Origin of the sequence: Streptomyces sp. NPDC048415 (genome assembly GCF_040651675.1) — a bacterium.
Classification (GTDB): domain Bacteria; phylum Actinomycetota; class Actinomycetes; order Streptomycetales; family Streptomycetaceae; genus Streptomyces.
Window position 1 is genome coordinate 86,243 of record NZ_JBEZKJ010000003.1, and the last position, 16,778, is coordinate 103,020.

The 16,778-nt window shown below is 70.7% G+C and carries 12 protein-coding genes and 1 pseudogene; 6 read left to right on the top strand and 7 right to left on the bottom strand.

What is annotated here, in order from left to right; all coding sequences use genetic code 11:
• Window positions 1–2,076, bottom strand: a complete 2,076-nt coding sequence (gene tkt, locus AB0D27_RS03520; protein ID WP_362501559.1) for a transketolase — start codon at window positions 2,074–2,076, stop codon at window positions 1–3.
• A gap of 146 nt (window positions 2,077–2,222) precedes the next feature.
• Here tkt and AB0D27_RS03525 point away from each other — a divergent pair, with 146 nt between their 5' ends.
• Window positions 2,223–3,119: an AraC family transcriptional regulator gene (locus AB0D27_RS03525; RefSeq protein WP_362501561.1), complete on the top strand. Its 897-nt coding sequence runs from the start codon at window positions 2,223–2,225 to the stop codon at window positions 3,117–3,119.
• 461 nt (window positions 3,120–3,580) lie between these two features.
• On the opposite strand, the gene AB0D27_RS03530 is transcribed toward AB0D27_RS03525, so the two are convergent.
• Window positions 3,581–4,981 (bottom strand): glycoside hydrolase family 16 protein, encoded by a 1,401-nt coding sequence (locus tag AB0D27_RS03530; RefSeq protein WP_362501563.1) that lies wholly within the window; start codon window positions 4,979–4,981, stop codon window positions 3,581–3,583.
• 206 nt (window positions 4,982–5,187) lie between these two features.
• The gene (locus AB0D27_RS03535; protein ID WP_362501565.1) at window positions 5,188–6,429 is read right to left on the bottom strand and encodes an Ig-like domain-containing protein; all 1,242 of its coding nucleotides are present in this window, start codon (window positions 6,427–6,429) and stop codon (window positions 5,188–5,190) included.
• A gap of 294 nt (window positions 6,430–6,723) precedes the next feature.
• Here AB0D27_RS03535 and AB0D27_RS03540 point away from each other — a divergent pair, with 294 nt between their 5' ends.
• The gene (locus AB0D27_RS03540) at window positions 6,724–9,405 is read left to right on the top strand and encodes an FAD/NAD(P)-binding protein (RefSeq protein ID WP_362501567.1); all 2,682 of its coding nucleotides are present in this window, start codon (window positions 6,724–6,726) and stop codon (window positions 9,403–9,405) included.
• A 502-nt stretch (window positions 9,406–9,907) separates the two neighbouring features.
• On the opposite strand, the gene AB0D27_RS03545 is transcribed toward AB0D27_RS03540, so the two are convergent.
• Window positions 9,908–10,675 (bottom strand): IclR family transcriptional regulator, encoded by a 768-nt coding sequence (locus AB0D27_RS03545; protein ID WP_362501569.1) that lies wholly within the window; start codon window positions 10,673–10,675, stop codon window positions 9,908–9,910.
• A complete protein-coding gene (locus AB0D27_RS03550) occupies window positions 10,672–11,100 on the bottom strand; it encodes a MarR family transcriptional regulator (RefSeq protein WP_362501571.1) in 429 nt (142 codons plus the stop codon). Before AB0D27_RS03550 ends, AB0D27_RS03545 begins: the two co-directional genes overlap by 4 nt.
• A gap of 240 nt (window positions 11,101–11,340) precedes the next feature.
• Here AB0D27_RS03550 and AB0D27_RS03555 point away from each other — a divergent pair, with 240 nt between their 5' ends.
• Genes AB0D27_RS03555 through AB0D27_RS03570 form a run of 4 tightly spaced genes read left to right on the top strand, consistent with a single transcriptional unit; the run spans window position 11,341 to window position 15,107 of the window.
• Entirely contained in the window at window positions 11,341–12,258 is a 918-nt protein-coding gene (locus AB0D27_RS03555; protein ID WP_362501573.1) for an SDR family oxidoreductase, read from the top strand.
• Window positions 12,258–13,130, top strand: a complete 873-nt coding sequence (locus AB0D27_RS03560; protein WP_362501575.1) for an amidohydrolase family protein — start codon at window positions 12,258–12,260, stop codon at window positions 13,128–13,130. The genes AB0D27_RS03555 and AB0D27_RS03560 overlap by 1 nt, the downstream gene beginning before the upstream one ends.
• 10 nt (window positions 13,131–13,140) lie before the next feature.
• Entirely contained in the window at window positions 13,141–14,643 is a 1,503-nt protein-coding gene (locus AB0D27_RS03565) for a long-chain fatty acid--CoA ligase (protein ID WP_362501577.1), read from the top strand.
• Window positions 14,644–14,651: 8 nt separating this feature from the next.
• Window positions 14,652–15,107 carry a MaoC family dehydratase gene (locus AB0D27_RS03570; RefSeq protein ID WP_362501579.1) on the top strand — a complete coding sequence of 152 codons (456 nt, stop codon included), beginning with the start codon at window positions 14,652–14,654 and terminating at the stop codon, window positions 15,105–15,107.
• Between the two features lie 33 nt (window positions 15,108–15,140).
• Here AB0D27_RS03570 and AB0D27_RS03575 read toward each other — a convergent pair whose 3' ends face one another.
• Both AB0D27_RS03575 and AB0D27_RS03580 read right to left on the bottom strand, forming a co-directional pair.
• On the bottom strand, window positions 15,141–15,989 hold the full coding sequence (locus AB0D27_RS03575; RefSeq protein WP_362501581.1) for a hypothetical protein: 849 nt from the start codon (window positions 15,987–15,989) through the stop codon (window positions 15,141–15,143).
• Window positions 15,986–16,615, bottom strand: a pseudogene (locus AB0D27_RS03580) (histidinol-phosphatase); the annotation flags it as partial. The gene AB0D27_RS03575 and the pseudogene AB0D27_RS03580, both read right to left, overlap by 4 nt.
• Window positions 16,616–16,778 lie beyond the last annotated feature (163 nt).

Genomic DNA, 16,778 nt, shown 5'->3' on the forward strand with positions numbered 1-16,778 from the left:
TCAACCGCGGACTGCGGTAAGAGATTCCCGCGCGGCGGCGGCGACGTTGTCGGCGGTGAAGCCGAACTCGGCGAACAGGGTCTTGGCGTCGGCGGAGGCGCCGAAGTGCTCGAGCGAAACAATGCGTCCTGCGTCACCGACGTACCGGTACCAGGTCAGGCCGATGCCCGCCTCGACCGCCACGCGGGCCTTCACGGACGGCGGAAGCACTCGCTCCCGGTACTCGGCGGACTGCTCCTCGAACCACTCGACGGACGGCATCGACACCACCCGCGTACCCACACCGCCGGCCTCCAGCCGCTCGCGCGCGGCGACGGCGAGCTGGACCTCGGAGCCGGTGGCGATGAGGATCACGTCGGGGGTCTCGGTGGAGGAGTCGCTCAGGACGTAACCGCCGCGCGCGGCATCGGAGTTGGCCGGGTACGTCGGTACGCCCTGTCGGGTGAGCGCCAGTCCGTGCGGGGCCGGGTTGGTGGCGTGCCGCTTGAGGATCTCGGCCCAGGCGATCGCGGTCTCGTTGGCGTCGGCCGGGCGGACGATGTTCAGGCCCGGGATGGCCCGCAGCGAGGCCAGGTGTTCGACCGGCTGGTGCGTCGGGCCGTCCTCGCCGAGGCCGATGGAGTCGTGCGTCCACACGTACGTCACCGGGAGCTGCATCAGGGCGGACAGGCGTACGGCGTTGCGCATGTAGTCGGAGAACACCAGGAAGGTGCCGCCGTAGATGCGGGTGTTGCCGTGCAGCGCGATGCCGTTCATCTCCGCGGCCATGGAGTGCTCGCGGATGCCGAAGTGGACGGTGCGGCCGTACGGGTCGGCCTCGGGCAGCGGGTTGCCCTTCGGCAGGAAGGAGGAGGTCTTGTCGATGGTCGTGTTGTTCGAGCCCGCGAGGTCCGCGGAGCCGCCCCACAGTTCGGGGAGCACGGCACCGAGCGCCTGGAGGACCTTGCCTGAGGCGGCACGGGTGGCGACCGACGTGCCCTCCTCGAAGACCGGCAGCGCGGCCTCCCAGCCCTCGGGCAGCTGACCGGCGACGACCCGGTCGAAGAGCTTCGCCCGCTCGGGGGCGGCGGTGCGCCACTCGGCGATCCGCTTGTCCCAGGCGGCGTGGGCCTCGGCGCCGCGGTCGAGTGCCTGGCGGGCGTGGGCGAGCACCTCGTCCGAGACCTCGAAGGAGCGCGCGGGGTCGAATCCGAGAAGGCGCTCGGTCGCGGCGATCTCCTCGGCGCCGAGCGCGGAGCCGTGCGAGGCCTCGGTGTTCTGCGCGTTCGGCGCGGGCCAGGCGATGATCGTGCGCATCGCGATGATCGAGGGGCGCCCGGTCTCGGCCTGCGCCGTCTTCAACGCCGTGTACAGCGCGTGGACGTCGATGTCGCCGCCCAGGGCGGGCTCGATCCGCTGCACGTGCCAGCCGTACGCCTCGTACCGCTTCAGGACGTCCTCGGAGAACGCCGTCGCCGTGTCGCCCTCGATGGAGATGTGGTTGTCGTCATAGACGAAGACCAGGTTGCCGAGCTTCTGGTGGCCCGCGAGGGAGGAGGCCTCGGCGGAGATGCCCTCCTCCAGGTCGCCGTCCGAGACGATCGCCCAGATGGTGTGGTCGAAGGGTGACTCGCCCTCGGGGGCCTCGGGGTCGAACAGACCGCGCTCGTAGCGGGCGGCCATCGCCATGCCCACCGCGTTGGCGACACCCTGGCCGAGCGGCCCGGTCGTCGTCTCCACACCCGCCGTGTGCCCGTACTCGGGGTGCCCCGGCGTCTTCGACCCGTGCGTACGGAACGCCTTCAGATCGTCCAGTTCGAGCTCGTAGCCAGACAGGAAGAGCTGGGTGTAAAGGGTCAGCGAGGTGTGGCCGGGGGAGAGGACGAAGCGGTCCCGGCCGGTCCACTCCGGGTCGGCGGGGTCGTGTCGCATCACCTTCTGAAAGAGGGTGTACGCCGCCGGGGCCAGGCTCATCGCGGTGCCCGGGTGACCGTTTCCGACCTGCTGGACGGCGTCGGCCGCGAGCAGGCGGGCCGTGTCGACGGCACGCTGGTCCAGGTCGGTCCACTCAAAACTGTCGGGGCTGTGCGTGCTCATCTTCAAGAAGTCCTCACGAGACGGGCCATCACTGGTGGCGCGCCTTCAAAACTAAAAGTCTGACTTTTGCTGGGGAAGGTGCCCGCGTGTCAGCCTTCGGTGAAAGTGGGACATCGACAGCAGGGCCGAGCCGCCGCGAGAGGGACATGGCAGACAGAACCACCCGAGCCGCCCAAGAAGGCGACGGGATCAGAACCTTTCCCTTTCCCGTCGACCTGAGCCTCTCCGGTGTCGGCATGCAGGTCGGCCCGATGGGAACCGGCCGCGTCTGGCACGCGGACGCCCCCCTGGAGCGCGTGCACCGCATCGACTTCCACGTCGTGATGCTCTTTCACGCGGGCCCCGTCCGACACATGATCGACTTCGCCGAGTACGAGGCCCTGGCCGGTGACATCCTGTGGATCCGCCCCGGCCAGGTGCACCGCTTCTCGGGCACCGACCGCTACGGCGGCACCGTCCTGACCATGCAGCCCGGCTTCCTCCCCCGGGCCACCGTCGAGGCGACCGGCCTCTACCGCTACGACCTGCCCCCGCTGCTGCGCCCCGACACGGACCAGCTGACCGCCCTGGAACACTCACTGACCCAGCTGGAACGCGAGTACGTCGACACGGCCACGTTGCCGCTCAGCCTGCACACCTCGGTGCTGCGGCACTCCCTGACCGCGTTCCTGCTGCGTCTCGCGCATCTCGCGGCGAGCTCCGCCGAGGCGGCTCGGCAGCCGACCGACACCACGTTCACCAGATTCCGGGACGCGGTCGAGAAGGGCTTCGCCAGCAACCACAGCGTCAGCGCGTACGCCGACGCGCTCGGCTACTCCCGCCGCACCCTGGTCCGCGCGGTGCGCGCGGCCACCGGCGAGACCCCCAAGGGTTTCATCGACAAGCGGGTGATCCTGGAGGCCAAGCGCCTCCTCGCCCACACGGAGATGCCCATCGGCCGCGTCGGCGCCGCCGTGGGCTTCCCCGACTCCGCCAACTTCTCCAAGTACTTCCACCAGCACACCGGCACGACTCCGGTGGCGTTCCGGGCGGAACTGCGCTGAAAGGGGGCGGGCCTCCAGGCCCGCCCCCTTCCGTTCACTACCTGGAGATCACGCGCCGATGCCGAGCGTCTGCCCGGTCGGCGGGTTCTCGTTGCCCAGGATCTGCACCGGCGAGGCGCGGGTCAGCGTGACGCCTCGCGCGGTGTCGTGGCCGCTGGACGTCTGCGTCAGCCGCAGTCACCGGAAAGCCGAACCGGTCGACCTGGATGGGGTTGCCACCGAACGCGCCACGGGCGTTGTTCTGGAACGCGATCGGGAAACTGCTGGCGCCGCCCCCGCCGCCGGTCGAGGTGACGCTCTCGGTGCGGTCGGCGGCGGCCTTCGCGGGCACCGCCCCCGGCCAGGCCGAGCGCCGGCACCGTGAGGAGGGCGGTCAGGACAGCCGTCACCAGCCGCCTGACCTTGGGGCGTGGCGCCCTGGACCTGGCCGGGGCGTGTGCGATCACCCGTCAATTTCCCAGTCAGTGACCGAAGTTGAACCAGTTGACGTTCACGAAGTCCGCCGGCTGGCCGCTGGTGAAGGTCAGATAGACGTCGTGGGTGCCGGTGACGGAGCTGATGTTCGCGGGTACCGTCCGCCAGGACTGCCAGCCACCGGTGCCCGCCACCGAGAAGCTGCCGATCGGCGCGCTCGTACGGCTGTCGAGGCGCACCTCGACCAGCCCGCTGACACCGCCCGCCGCGCCGCTCGCCACCCGGCCGTAGAACTGCTTGGCCGCCGTGGAACCGAAGTTGACGCCCTTGTAGAGCGCGTAGTCGCCGTTCGCGAGGGCGCTGATGTTCTGGCCGCCGCCCGTGTCGGTGGTGGTCTCGGTCCCGACGCCCGCCTGGCTGTCGTACGACTCGGCCTGGATCGCGCTGTACGCGTCACGGTTGCCCGACGGGGGAGGAGTGGTACCGCTCCCACCATTCGACTGAAGGACCTGTACGTAGTCGACGACCAGCGGGTGCCCCGGCTCCGTGCCACTGTCCGGACCGCCGCCGAAGGCGTCCGGGAAGCCGCCGCCCATCGCCACGTTCAGGATGACGAAGTAGCCGTGGTTCGTGGCGTTCGCCCAGGTCGTCGCGTCGACCTGATTCGCCTTCACCGTGTGGAAGTTGACGCCGTCGAGGTAGAAGCGGATCTCCTCGGGGCTCGTCGACTTGTCCCACTCCATCGCGTACGTGTGGAAACCGGCCTGACAGGTCGTGCCGGCGCAAGGCGTGTTGCCGCCGATGCCCGATGTCTCGTTGCAGGGCCCGCCCGGGTTGGTGCCGCAGTGCACGGTGGCCCAGTCGGTGTTGAGACCCTGGACGTTCTCCATGATGTCCAGCTCGCCGACGCTCGGCCAGTTCTGGTAGTTGCCGCGGTAGGGGGCGCCGAGCGTCCAGAAGGCGGGCCAGTAGCCCTTGGCGGCGGCGCCGGTCACGTTCGGCATCTGGATCCGCGCCTCGACGCGCAGTTTGCCGCCGGCCGGGGGCTGGAAGTCGGTGCGGTTGGTCTCGATGCGGCCCGAGGTCCAGTGGCCGGCGGAGTCGCGGCGCGGGGTGATCAGCAGGTTGCCGTTACCGTCGAGGGCGACGTTGTTGGTGCTGGAGGTCATCGTCTCGACCTCGCCGGTGCCCCAGTTGGCGGCGCCGCCCGGATAGCTGGTGCCGGTGTCGTACTGCCAGTTGCTGGTGGAGACACCGGATCCGGCGGCCCCGTTGAAGTCGTCGAGGAAGACCTGGGACCAGCCGGACGGGGGAGTGGGGGCGGAGGCGTTCGCGGGGAGGGTGGCGGCTGTGGCGGCGGCCGCGGCCAGGCTGAGCGTGCTGAACACGGCGATGAGTACGCGCCTGAGGGAGTCGCGTCTGACAGGTGTGCCGGAAGTTTCACTCATGGGTGCCTCTTCGGTACGGAGTGGGGTGCGCGGGTGGCCGTGAGAGCGCTCCCATCGTTTCTTGAGAGCGCTCTCACAGCAGCTGCGCGGACAATGTGCTCTCTGTCACTCCGGTCGTCAAGAGGTAAACCAAAGAAACTCCCTTGGGCGGAAGGGAGTTCACGATGTGAAGAGGGGACTCTCGCGAGGACCCTCAGGAGGTGTCGCTAGAGGGCGCTCCCCGCCTTCCAGTCCGCCCAGGACAGGTTCCAGCCGTTGAGCCCATTGGCCGGGTCCACCGTCTTCTCGCCCGAGTTCTTGACGATCACCACGTCCCCGAGCATCGAGCTCTCGTAGAACTTGTAACCCGGCACCGAGCTGTCGCTCGCGCCCTTGGCGTCGTGCAGACCGACGCAGCCATGACTGGTGTTGCTGCTGCCGAAGACCGACGTCGAGGCCCAGTAGTTGCCGTGGATGAAGGTGCCGGAGGTGGTCAGGCGCTGGGCGTGCGGGACGTCCTTGATGTCGTACTCGTCGCCGAGGCCGACGGTCGAGGACTCCATCCGGGTCTGCTTGAACCGCTCGCTGATCACCATGATCCCGGACCAGGTGGTGTGGTCGGCGTCGCCGCCGCTGACCGGATAGGTGGCCAGGGTCGCACCCTCCCGTTCGACGGTCATCGTCCTCTTCGCCAGGTCGACCGTGCTGATCTGGAGGCGGCCGATGTGGAAGGTGACGTCCTTGGACTGCGTGCCGTAGACGCCGTCCGTACCCTCGACGTCCTTGAGGCGCAGGCTCAGCGTGATCTTCGTGCCCGCGGCCCAGTACTCCTCGGGCCGGAAGTCGAGCCGGGTGTCACTGAACCAGTGGCCCGCCACCTCGACCGCGGGCTCCGCCGTCACCGTGATCGCCTTCTCGACGGCGGCCCGATCCCGCACCGCCTTGGTGAAGTTGATCGACACAGGCATGCCGACGCCGGAGGTCGCATTCGCCTCGGGCGTGAAATAGCCCACGAAGGTCTCGCCGGGGGACTTGGTGACGAAGGTCGAGGTGTGCTCGTCGGCCCCCGATGCCTTCGCTGTGACCGTGTATGCGGTGCCCGAATACGGATTCTTGGCGGAAGTCCATTTCGTACGGGCGTCGTTGAGGGAACCGGCCAGGGTGGAATTGTCGTTGCCGGTGACCTTGACGCTCGACAGGGTGCCGTTCGCCACGGCGACCTCGACCGGGCTCGTGAAGTCGGCCTTCTTCGTGCCGTCGGCGGGCGTCACTGTGAAGGTCGGCGTCTTGGCCTTGGCCTTTGTGCTCCCGGCGGCCGTCGCCGTCGCGCCCGCTCCCTCCGATGCGTCGGCCGAGGCGCCGCACCCCGTCAGGGCGACGGCCGGTACGGCGGCACCGAGCAGGGCGAGAAGTCCGCGCCGGGACCACGCGGGCCGGTCGGACCGGTTGGATATCTGAGGGACGCCCACGGCACGCCTTTCATAGATCACCACCACTGCTCGGTGATCCTGCGCCGCTTCCCTGGGTTGAATCTTTGAATCAGAGGAGCCCCACCTGAGATTCCTGTGAAGACACTCTGAGAGACGGCCGGAACCACGGTTGTCCGGTGCCCTGTGAGGGTGAGCAGAGTATGAGCAGCCGACCGGCGCCCTGAGTTTCCGGTGAGATCCCCGCACCGGCAGCCGTTTTCCACCTCACCGGTCGCCGTAGTGAAGAAGGAGTTCCGCTTACCGAGCCCGCGGCTGACCCCGCCGGAGGTATCTGTGATTCCAGCCCGCAAGCGGCACACCGTGGCCATCGTCGGAGCCGGCGCCGCCGGCACGCTGACGGCCGTGCAGCTGTGTGAGACGGCGGCGCGCCGCCGGGTGCCCTTCGACCTCGTCCTGGTCGACCCCGCCCCGGAGGCCGGGCGCGGCAGCGCGTACGCCACCCCCGACCCCCGGCACCGCCTGAACGTGCCCGCGAGCGGCATGAGCTGCTACCCCGACGACCCCGGACACTTCACCCGCTGGCTGTGCCGGCACGGCGAAGCCGACGTCAGAGGTGCCGACTTCGCCACCCGCTACCGGTACGGCGCCTACCTGGCCGACGCGCTGGCCCAGGCGATCATCCGCGCCCACGGCACTGTCGCCGTAGGCCGGCTGCGGACCCGGGCGCAGAGCTGTACGGGCACCCCCGAAGGCGGAGTGGAGTTCCAACTCGCCGACGGGGGACGCCTGAGGGCCGACAGCGCGGTGCTCGCCACCGGGCCCGCGGCCACGCGCGGCGACTGGGCCCCGCCCGGACTGCGTACGTCCGAGCGCTTCATACCGTCCCCTTGGGCGCCCGGCGCCCTCGACGGACCGCTCGCCGACACCGCCGACGTGCTGCTGGTCGGCACGGGCCTCACGGCGGTGGACCTGGCCCTGAGCCTCGACCGGCCCGGGCGCACCGTGCACGCCGCCTCCCGCAACGGCCTGCTGCCGCAACCGCACGCGCTCAGCCCCGCCGAGGCGATGGCCGCCCCCGAAGGGCTGGACGCGCCGTCGCTCTCCGCGCTGCGCAGGGCCGTCTACCGGCACATCGGCCGCGCCGTCCGCACCCGCGGTGACTGGCGCCCCGCGCTCGACAGCCTGCGGCCTCACACCGCGCGGCTGTGGCGCAGCCTCACTCCCGAGGAGCGGGCCGCGTTCCTGGAGCGCGAGGGCGCCCTGTGGAACACCCACCGCCATCGGATGGCGCCCCTGACGGCCGAGTCGGTGGCCCGCGCTCGCACGTCCCGGCGACTGCGCGTGCACGCCGGCGCGGTCACGAACGCCGCCGTGCGGGAGGACGGCCAGGTGCTGGTCACCCTCTCCAATCGCCTTGAAATCCAAGCGGGTTGGGTGATCGACTGCACGGGGCCCGGCCCACGACCCGAAGACCCCTTGTGGCGTTCGCTGTTCGACTCCGGTGCGGCCGTTCCCGGCCCCCTGGGCCTCGGCGTCGCGACCCGCGAAGGCCGTCTCCTCGACGCCGAAGGCCGTGCCGAACGCCCGCTGTTCACGCTCGGCGCCCCGCGCCGCGGCGAGCTGTGGGAGACCACCGCCGTCCCGGAGATCCGCGTCCAAGCCGCGGCGCTGGCCCAGGAGTTGCTCGCGCCCCTGTCGCGGAGGCGACGTACCGCGCGCCGCGGTCCCGTCGACGCGCACGGGCTCGCCCTGTCCACCCACGCCGAAGCGGCCGCCGCCTACCGCACCGGACTCGACCGGGTCCTCAAGGTCAGGGCCGGTGCCGAGGACGCCTTCGGGCGCGCCGTCGCTCTCGATCCCGGCTTCGCGCTCGGGCACGCCGCGCTCGCCCTGCTCGGTCATGAGTGCGGCGCCGGCGTCGACGTGCCGAGGGCGCTGGCGGACGCGCAGCGCTCGGCGCGGGAACGGGCCGACGAGCGGGAGCGGTCCTTCGTGGACGTCGTCACCCGCCGCGTCCAGGGCGATGCGGCGGACGGGGGTGCCGGCGCGCTGCTCGGGCACCTCGCCGCGCATCCCGCCGACGCGCTCGCGCTCGCCACCGCCGTGCCCACCATCGCCTTCTCCGGCATCAACGACCTCGACGACGCCTACGCGCTGCGCCTGGTCGAGCGCACCTCGCCCGCGTACGACGGGCACTGGTTCCACACCTCGCTCCTAGCCTTCCTTCGCCAGGGACAGGGCCGCTTCCACGAGGCCGCCGAACTGGCCCACCGCGCCCTGGCCGCCGAACCCGCCGCCGGGCACGCCGTGCACGCGCTCGCCCACGTCCACTACGAGTCCGGCGCGCACCGGGCGGGCCGTGACTGGCTCGACGCCTGGGTGTCCGGGCAGGGCCGGGGCGCCGTGCACCGGGCGCACTTCTCGTGGCACATCGCCTTGCACGAGCTGGCGCTGGACGACCCCGCCGCCGTACGCAGGCGGTGGTTCGCGCAGCTCGCGCCGGGGCGGGTGAGCGGGGTGCGGGCCCTGGTCGACTCGGGGTCGCTGCTGTGGCGGGCCCGGCTGAGCGACAGCTGGCGGGGGCCGATGCCCGCAGCGGACGTCCTGGACACGGTGGCGCGCGACGTCGTGGAGCGACCCGCGACCGCGTTCACCGCCCTGCATGCGGCGGTCGCCCTCGCCGCCGCCGGGGACCTCGCGGCGCTGCGCCGTCTGCGTGACCACGCCGCCGGGGCCGACCCCGTACAGCGCGAGGTCATCGTCCCGCTGTGCGAGGCCTTCGCCGCCGTCGTCGAGGAACGGTTCCACGAAGCCGCCCGCGGCCTCGACCGCCTCCTGCCCGTGCTCCGCAGGGTCGGCGGCAGCGCGGCCCAGCGCGAGGTCGTCGAGGAGACCCTGCTGTACGCCCTTGTCGCGGCGGGCCGTTGCGACGCGGCCCGGCGCCTGCTGGACGCCCGCCTCGACCGCGGCGCGTCCCCCCGGGACCGACGGCTGCTCGCCGCGCTGCCCGGTTGAGCGGGCCGGGTTCTGCGGTGCCACTCTCGCGCTGGGGCCGCCAGGACCAGTTCCTGGTGGTCGGCGACTTCGGTTTCCGGGTGTAGCGCGATGGAGTCCCGCGTCCCCCGGGGCCGACGGCTGCTCGCCGCGCTGCCTGGTTGAGTGGGCCGGGTTCTGCGGTGCCACCCTCGCGCTGAGGCCGCCAGGGACCAGTTCCTGGTGGTCGGCGATCTCGGTTTCCGGGTGTAGCGCGATGGAGTCCCGCGTCCCCCGGGACCGACGGCTGCTCGCCGCGCTGCCTGGTTGAGTGGGCCGGGTCCTGCGGTGCCACCCTCGCGCTGAGGCCGCCAGGGACCAGTTCCTGGTGGTCGGCGACCTCGGTTTCCGGGTGTACCACGCTGGAGTCCCTTCGGGCCCCCGGGACCGACGGCTGCTCGCCGCGCTGCCCGGTTGAGTGGGCCGGGTTCTGGTCCTGCTGTGCGACGGAGTCCTCACCGATGGGAGGGGTGTGCCCGGTGCTCTAAGACCGTGGCTGGACCGGGGTGTGCGGCTGCCACCCCAGCGCTCGGGATATCCCGCGCGCCGCCAGCCGCACCGCCGGGACCAACACCGCTACCTGGGCGTCGACTTGGGGTACCACCACCGACACGGCCGCGACGACCGTCCCGTCCGCGCCGCGCACCGGGGCGGCCACCGACAGGGCATCGTCGGTGACCTGACGACTGCTCACCGCCACGCCCGCGCGTCGTACTTCGGCGAGGACGCGGCGCAGGCGGACCGGATCGGTGAGGGTGTAGGGCGTGAAGGCGGCCAACGGGCGCTCGCAGTAGGCGCCTTGGAATGCCGCGTCGCTGTGCGCGAGGAGCGCGAGCCCCACACCCGTCGCGTGCAGTGGCCAGCGGGCGCCCACCTGGATGCGGACGCCGACCGCCGTGCGTCCGGAGATCCACTCGATGTAGACGACCTCGCAGCCGTCGCGGACGGCCAGCTGCACGTTCTCGTGCGTCGCTTCGTACAGGTCTTCCAGGTACGGCAGGGCGATCTGCCGGAGCGCGAGGCCGCGCGGGGCGAGTGCCGCGATCTCCCAGAGGCGCAGGCCCACGTGGTAGACGCCGCCCTCGTCCCGCTCCAGGGCGCCCCACTCGGTGAGCGCGCCCACCAGCCGGTGCGCGGTGGTGAGGGTGAGTCCGGCGCGGCTGCTGATGTCGGTCAGGCACAGCGCCGTGTGCTCGTGGTCGAAGGCGGCGAGCACGGCGAGGAGGCGGTCGGGCGCGGACAGGGCGGTCATGAGTTCAGTTCGGTGTCCGCGACCCGTTGCAGGAGCGTGTGCAGGGCGTCCCGCTCGGCGGGGGCCAGGGGCCCGAGCAGATCGTTGGTGACGCGCAGGCCCGCCTCGTCGGTGTCGCGCAGGAAGGCCCGGCCGTCCTGGGTGAGCACGACGATCCGGCTGCGGCGATCGTCCGGCGAAGGGCGGCGCTCGGCGAAACCGAGCTTCTCGAGGTCGTCGACGAGTCCGACGATCGCGCTCGGGTCGTAGCCGAGCCGTGAGCTCAGCTCCCGCTGGAGCGCGCCCTCGGTGGTGGCCAGGAAGCGCAGCAGGGCGTAGTGGCGCAGCCGTAGCCCCGATTCCTGGAGAAAGGCGTTGAACAGCTGCCCCGAGCGCAGCCCCAGGCGGTACAGCAGATAGCCGGTGTCCGCGTGCAGTGCGCGCATCCAAGGCTCCCGGGCGTCGATGGGGGCAGGGCCCTCGGCATGATCTGTGGCGCGCTGCTGGCCTGCGATGACGGGCTCCCTGGGCCGGGCCCCGGCGGGGGGCGATACGTACGTGTTCCGCACAGCATGCCGCACAGACGGGTCAGCAACAACTATTGACGGCAACAATGATTGTCCTTAGCTTCGATCTCGTTGGTTCCTGCCCTCCGCAGGTGATCCGTTTCTCGAAGGGACCCCGTCGTGCCCAGCATCGATCTCACCGGCAAGGTCGCCGTAGTCACCGGCTCGGGCCGTGGCCTCGGCCTGGCCTACGCGTACGCTCTCGCCGCCGCCGGAGCCCGCGTGGTCGTCAACGACGTGGACGAGGCCGTCGCCGAGCAAGCCGTCAAGGCGATCACCGAGGCGGGCGGCGCCGCCGTGGCCGAGGTGGTCCCCGTCGGCACAAGCGAGGCCGCGGATCGCCTGGTCAATCGCGCCGTGGAGGAGTTCGGACGGCTCGACATCCTGGTCACCAACGCGGGCATCCTGCGGGACAAGGTCCTGTGGAAGATGACCGACGACGATTTCGACGCGGTGATCACCACGCACCTCAAGGGCACCTTCACCTGCGCCCGCGCCGCCGCCGTACGCATGCGCGAGCAGGGCGAGGGCGGCAGCCTGATCCTGGTCGGCTCGCCGGCCGGACAGCGCGGCAACTTCGGTCAGACGAACTACGCCGCCGCGAAAGCGGGCATCGCCGCCATGGCCCGTACCTGGTCGATGGAGCTGGGCCGCGCCGGCATCACCGTCAACGCGATCGTGCCGGTCGCGGCGACCGCCATGACCGAGACCATCCCGGCGTTCGCCCCCTACATCGAGGCCATGCGCGACGGCGAGCCGCTCCCGGACTTCCTCCGCAAGGGCGAGGGCTTCGGCACCCCCGAGGACTGCGCCGCCCTCGTCCCGTTCCTCGCCTCCGACGCGGCCCGCGGGGTCACCGGTCAGGCCATCGGCATCGGCGGCGACAAGGTGGCACTCTGGTCGCATCCGCAGGAGATCAAGGCGGCGTACGCGGACGGCGGCTGGACCCCGGACGCGCTCTGCGACGTCTGGGCCACCTCCCTCGGCGCCGAACCGCAGACCGTCGGGATCCCCGCGCCGAAGCTCCCGGAGGCGTGATGGACATCAGCGAACTCGTCGCGATCGACGTCCACACCCACGCAGAGGTGTCCTCCAAGGGCCACTCCTCGCTCGACGACGATCTGCACGACGCCTCCAGCGCCTACTTCAAGGTCGAGGGCAAGCGGAAGCCGACTCTGGAGGAGACGGCCGCCTACTACCGCGAGCGGAAGATGGCCGCCGTGATCTTCACGGTGGACGCCGAATCCGCCACCGGCACCGCGCCCGTCCCGAACGAGGAGGTCGCCGAGGCGGCCGCCGCCAACCCGGACGTCCTGATCCCGTTCGCCTCCATCGACCCCTTCCGCGGCAAGGCCGGGGTCAGGCAGGCCCGCCGTCTGGTCGAGGAGTACGGGGTGAAGGGCTTCAAGTTCCACCCCAGCATCCAGGCCTTCTTCCCCAACGACCGGTCGGTGGCGTACGACCTGTACGAGGTGATCGAGGAGACCGGCACCATCGCCCTCTTCCACACCGGGCAGACGGGGATCGGCGCAGGTGTGCCCGGCGGGGGCGGAATCCGGCTCAAGTACTCCAACCCGCTGCACGTGGACGACGTCGCCGCTGACTTCCCGCATCTGAAGATCATCCTGGCGCATCCGTCCTTCCCCTGGCAGGACGAGGCGCTCGCGGTCGCCACCCACAAGCCGGGCGTCCACATCGACCTGTCCGGCTGGTCACCGAAGTACTTCCCGCCGCAGCTCGTGCAGTACGCCAACACGCTGCTGAAGGACAAGGTCCTCTTCGGCTCCGACTATCCCGTCCTCACCCCGGACCGCTGGCTCGCCGACTTCGAGAAGCTGCCGATCAAGGACGAGGTCAAGCCGAAGATCCTCAAGGAGAACGCCGCCCGTCTGCTCGGGCTCACGCCGTAAGGGGCCTCAGATGCGCAACGAGGGACTGGGCTCATGGCCCGCACGCCGGGCCCGCAAGACCCCGCACCGCACCGCCCTGATCCACGGCGACAGCAGCGTCAGCTACGCCGAGCTGTACACCCGTACGACCCGCCTCGCGCAGGCCCTGCGCGCGCTGGGCCTGCGCCGCGGCGACCGGATCGCCTATCTCGGCCCCAACCACCCGGCCTACCTCGAAACCCTCTTCGCGGCGGGCGCCCTGGGCGCGGTCTTCGTGCCGCTCAACCCGCGCCTCGCCGGGCCCGAGATCGCCTACCAACTGGGCGACTCGGGAGCCAGGGCGCTGGTGTACGCACCGACGCTGGCGGGGCTCGTCGCGGGTCTGCCGGGCAGTACCGATGTACGTACGTTCGTCGAAGTCGGCGCCCGCTACGAGGAGTTGATCGCCGGGGCCTCCGACGAACCGGTCGACCAGCCCGTCACCGCCGACGACACCTGCATCATCATGTACACCTCGGGCACCACGGGCCGCCCCAAGGGCGCGATGCTCACCCACGGCAACCTGACCTGGAACGCGGTCAACGTCCTCGTCGACCACGACCTGATCGCCGACGAACGCGCCCTGGTCTGCGCCCCGTTGTTCCACACCGCGGGTCTGAACATGCTCACTTTGCCGGTGCTCCTCAAGGGCGGCACCTGCGTCCTGGTCGAGTCCTTCGACCCGGCGGCCACCTTCGACCTCGTCGAACAGCACCGGATCACCTTCATGTTCGGCGTGCCGACGATGTTCGACCAGGTGGCCCGCCATCCCCGCTGGGCCGACGCCGACCTGTCCTCGCTGCGCATCCTCACCTGCGGCGGCTCACCCGTGCCGACCCCGCTCATCGCCGCCTACCAGGAGCGCGGGCTCACCTTCCTGCAGGGCTACGGCATGACGGAGGCCGCGCCCGGCACCCTCTTCCTCGACGCGGAACACGCGGTCGGCAAGGCGGGTTCGGCGGGAGTGCCGCACTTCTTCAGCGATGTACGGGTCGTACGGCCCGACTTCACGCCGGTCGACATCGGGGAGACCGGCGAGGTGGTCGTCCGCGGACCGCATGTCATGCCCGGCTACTGGGGGCTGCCCGACGAGACGGCCGCCGTCTTCGCCGACGGCTGGTTTCGCAGCGGTGACGCCGCGAAGATCGACGAGGACGGCTATGTCTTCATCGTCGACCGCATCAAGGACATGATCATCTCGGGCGGCGAGAACATCTACCCCGCCGAGATCGAGGACCTCCTCCTCGCCCATCCCGACATCGTCGAATGCGCCGTCATCGGCGTCGCCGACGACAAGTGGGGCGAGGTGCCGCGCGCAGTCGTCGTCGCCCGCGAGGGAGCCGACCTCGACCCCGACGCCGTCCTCGCGTCGCTCGCCGGGCGCCTCGCCAAGTACAAGATCCCCAAGTCGGTCGTGGTCGCGGACGAGTTGCCGCGCACCGCCTCCGGCAAGCTCCTCAAGTCCCGTGTCCGTACGCGCTACGGCAACCAGTAAGGAACCCCATGAGCATCACCGTCAACGGCCTCGACGAACTCAAGAAGCTCGCCGGCAGTGACCTCGGCACCAGCGAGTGGATCGAGGTCACCCAGGAGCGGATCAACACCTTCGCCGACGCGACCGGCGACCACCAGTGGATCCACGTCGACCCGGAGAAGGCGGCCCAGGGCCCCTTCGGCGCACCCATCGCGCACGGCTATCTCACGCTCTCCCTCTTCGTCCCGCTCTTCACCGAGCTGCTGGAGGTCGACGGCGTGTCGACGAAGGTCAACTACGGCCTCAACAAGGTGCGTTTCCCCTCGCCGGTGAAGGTCGGCTCGCGGATCCGGCTGGTCGCGAAGCTCGCCTCGGTCGAGGACGTGCCGGGCGGGGTCCAGATCGCCGTCGACGGCACGATAGAGATCGACGGCGGCGGGAAGCCCGCCGCCGTCCTGCAGAGCCTGTCGCGGTTCTACGCCTGACCCTTTTGTCTCTGCTGATTCACTTCTGCTGAATTACCTCTGCTGATACGAGTAGACCGTCGTCGCGAGGACGCACGCGCCGGGCTGGATGACCTCCACGCGCAGCGTCCCGCGTACGACGTCGTAGTCCACGCCCTCGGCCTCGTACGTCCCGGCCGTGCACAGGCTGCGCTGCGGCACGGCGAAGAGGCTCGTGACGTGACCCGTGACCGGCCGGCCGTCCAACTGATGCTCCAAGTCCACCTGGAGCACCGGCCGGTCCTCGGGAAACAGGGTGCGGGAGCCGTCGTCCGAGACGCATGCCAGCCGGGTCGCGGTCACGAAGTCGCAGCTCTGGATATCGCGCACCGGCGTGTCGAGCGTGATCTGCCAGGCCTCGTTCAGCGCCCCGCCCTTCGGCGGCGTGGACGGGTTGAGCAGGGGCGCGGGGAAGACCTGGAGCCGGTTCTGGTCGCCCCACTCGCCCGACACCAGCCACTGGCCGTCGGGTGAGACGGTGGCGAAGGAGTTGTTCAGCTTCTCGCCCGGGTCGAGCCGGTGGACGTACTCGTAGCGCTTACCGGCCGGCGTGGTGACGGCGAACATCTTCGATGTCGCCGAGTCCGAGCCCTGATAGGCGTCGAACACGTAGCCCTGGGCGATGTCCGGGTCGCCCACATGGTTCCAGCCCTCGATGCGCGGACCGAGCGGGATGGTGCCGAGTCCGCGATACAGCAGCGAACCGTCCGCCCGGCTCGCCAGCCCCTCGCCGCCGCTCAGCGAGTCGACGTACGCCGTGCCGGTCTCGGTCCAGCGCGGCTCACCGGCGACGGCGGTCGACGTACCCATGCCGCCCGCGAATGCTGCTAACAGACAGGCCGCAGCGAGGAACTGACGTCTCATCGGGCACCTTCCACATCGACGAAAACCGGGTTCGCATAGAACCATGTATCGACCCACGGGTCACCGTTTCCGGGCACGTGGGGGATCGGCCCGTGCGGGTCGACCGAGGCGCCGAGATACCCGGTGCCACTGCGGTTGCCGTCGCTGCCGCGCAGCCGGACGTAGAAGGACTCGTCGCCGGCTGCCAGGGGGATGCGCAGGATGTACGTCCCCTTCCGGCCCGTCACGTCCACAGTGCGCACGACCTTGGTGTCGGGCGCCCGCCAGTCGTCGCGGTCGGCCGCCGGGCCGGTCACCGCCCCGCGGATCACGTCGACATGCGCCAACTCGGCAAGAATCCCATGCGGGTTGGGGTGCGAGGCGGTCGTCACGGTGACGGACAGGGAGAGGTTCTCGCCCTTGCGGACGCGTATCCGGCCGCCCATGGTGACGCCCCCACCGTGGTCGCAGTCCCGCTTCAGGCGGACGCCGAGTCCGTCCAGCAGATGCCCGTGGTCGAGCCAGACCCGGCCCGCGCGCAGTCCCGCCATCAGCGCGCGGTAGCCGTAGCCGGTCACGCCCACGTGTGTACGGCTGAACCGGCCGGGCCAGAAGTCGCCGCCCGGCTGCTGGGTGTCGGTGTTCACCGCCTCACGCGTGGCCGCCCGGGCCGTCCCGGGGAGCGCCACCGTGGTGGTGGCCGCCGCGCCGATCAGCGCCGTGGCCCGTAGGAAGGTGCGTCTGCCGGCACCGGCCTGCTCGGCCTCCGTCTGGGCATGCGAAGTACACACGTCTGCTCCGTCAAAGAGG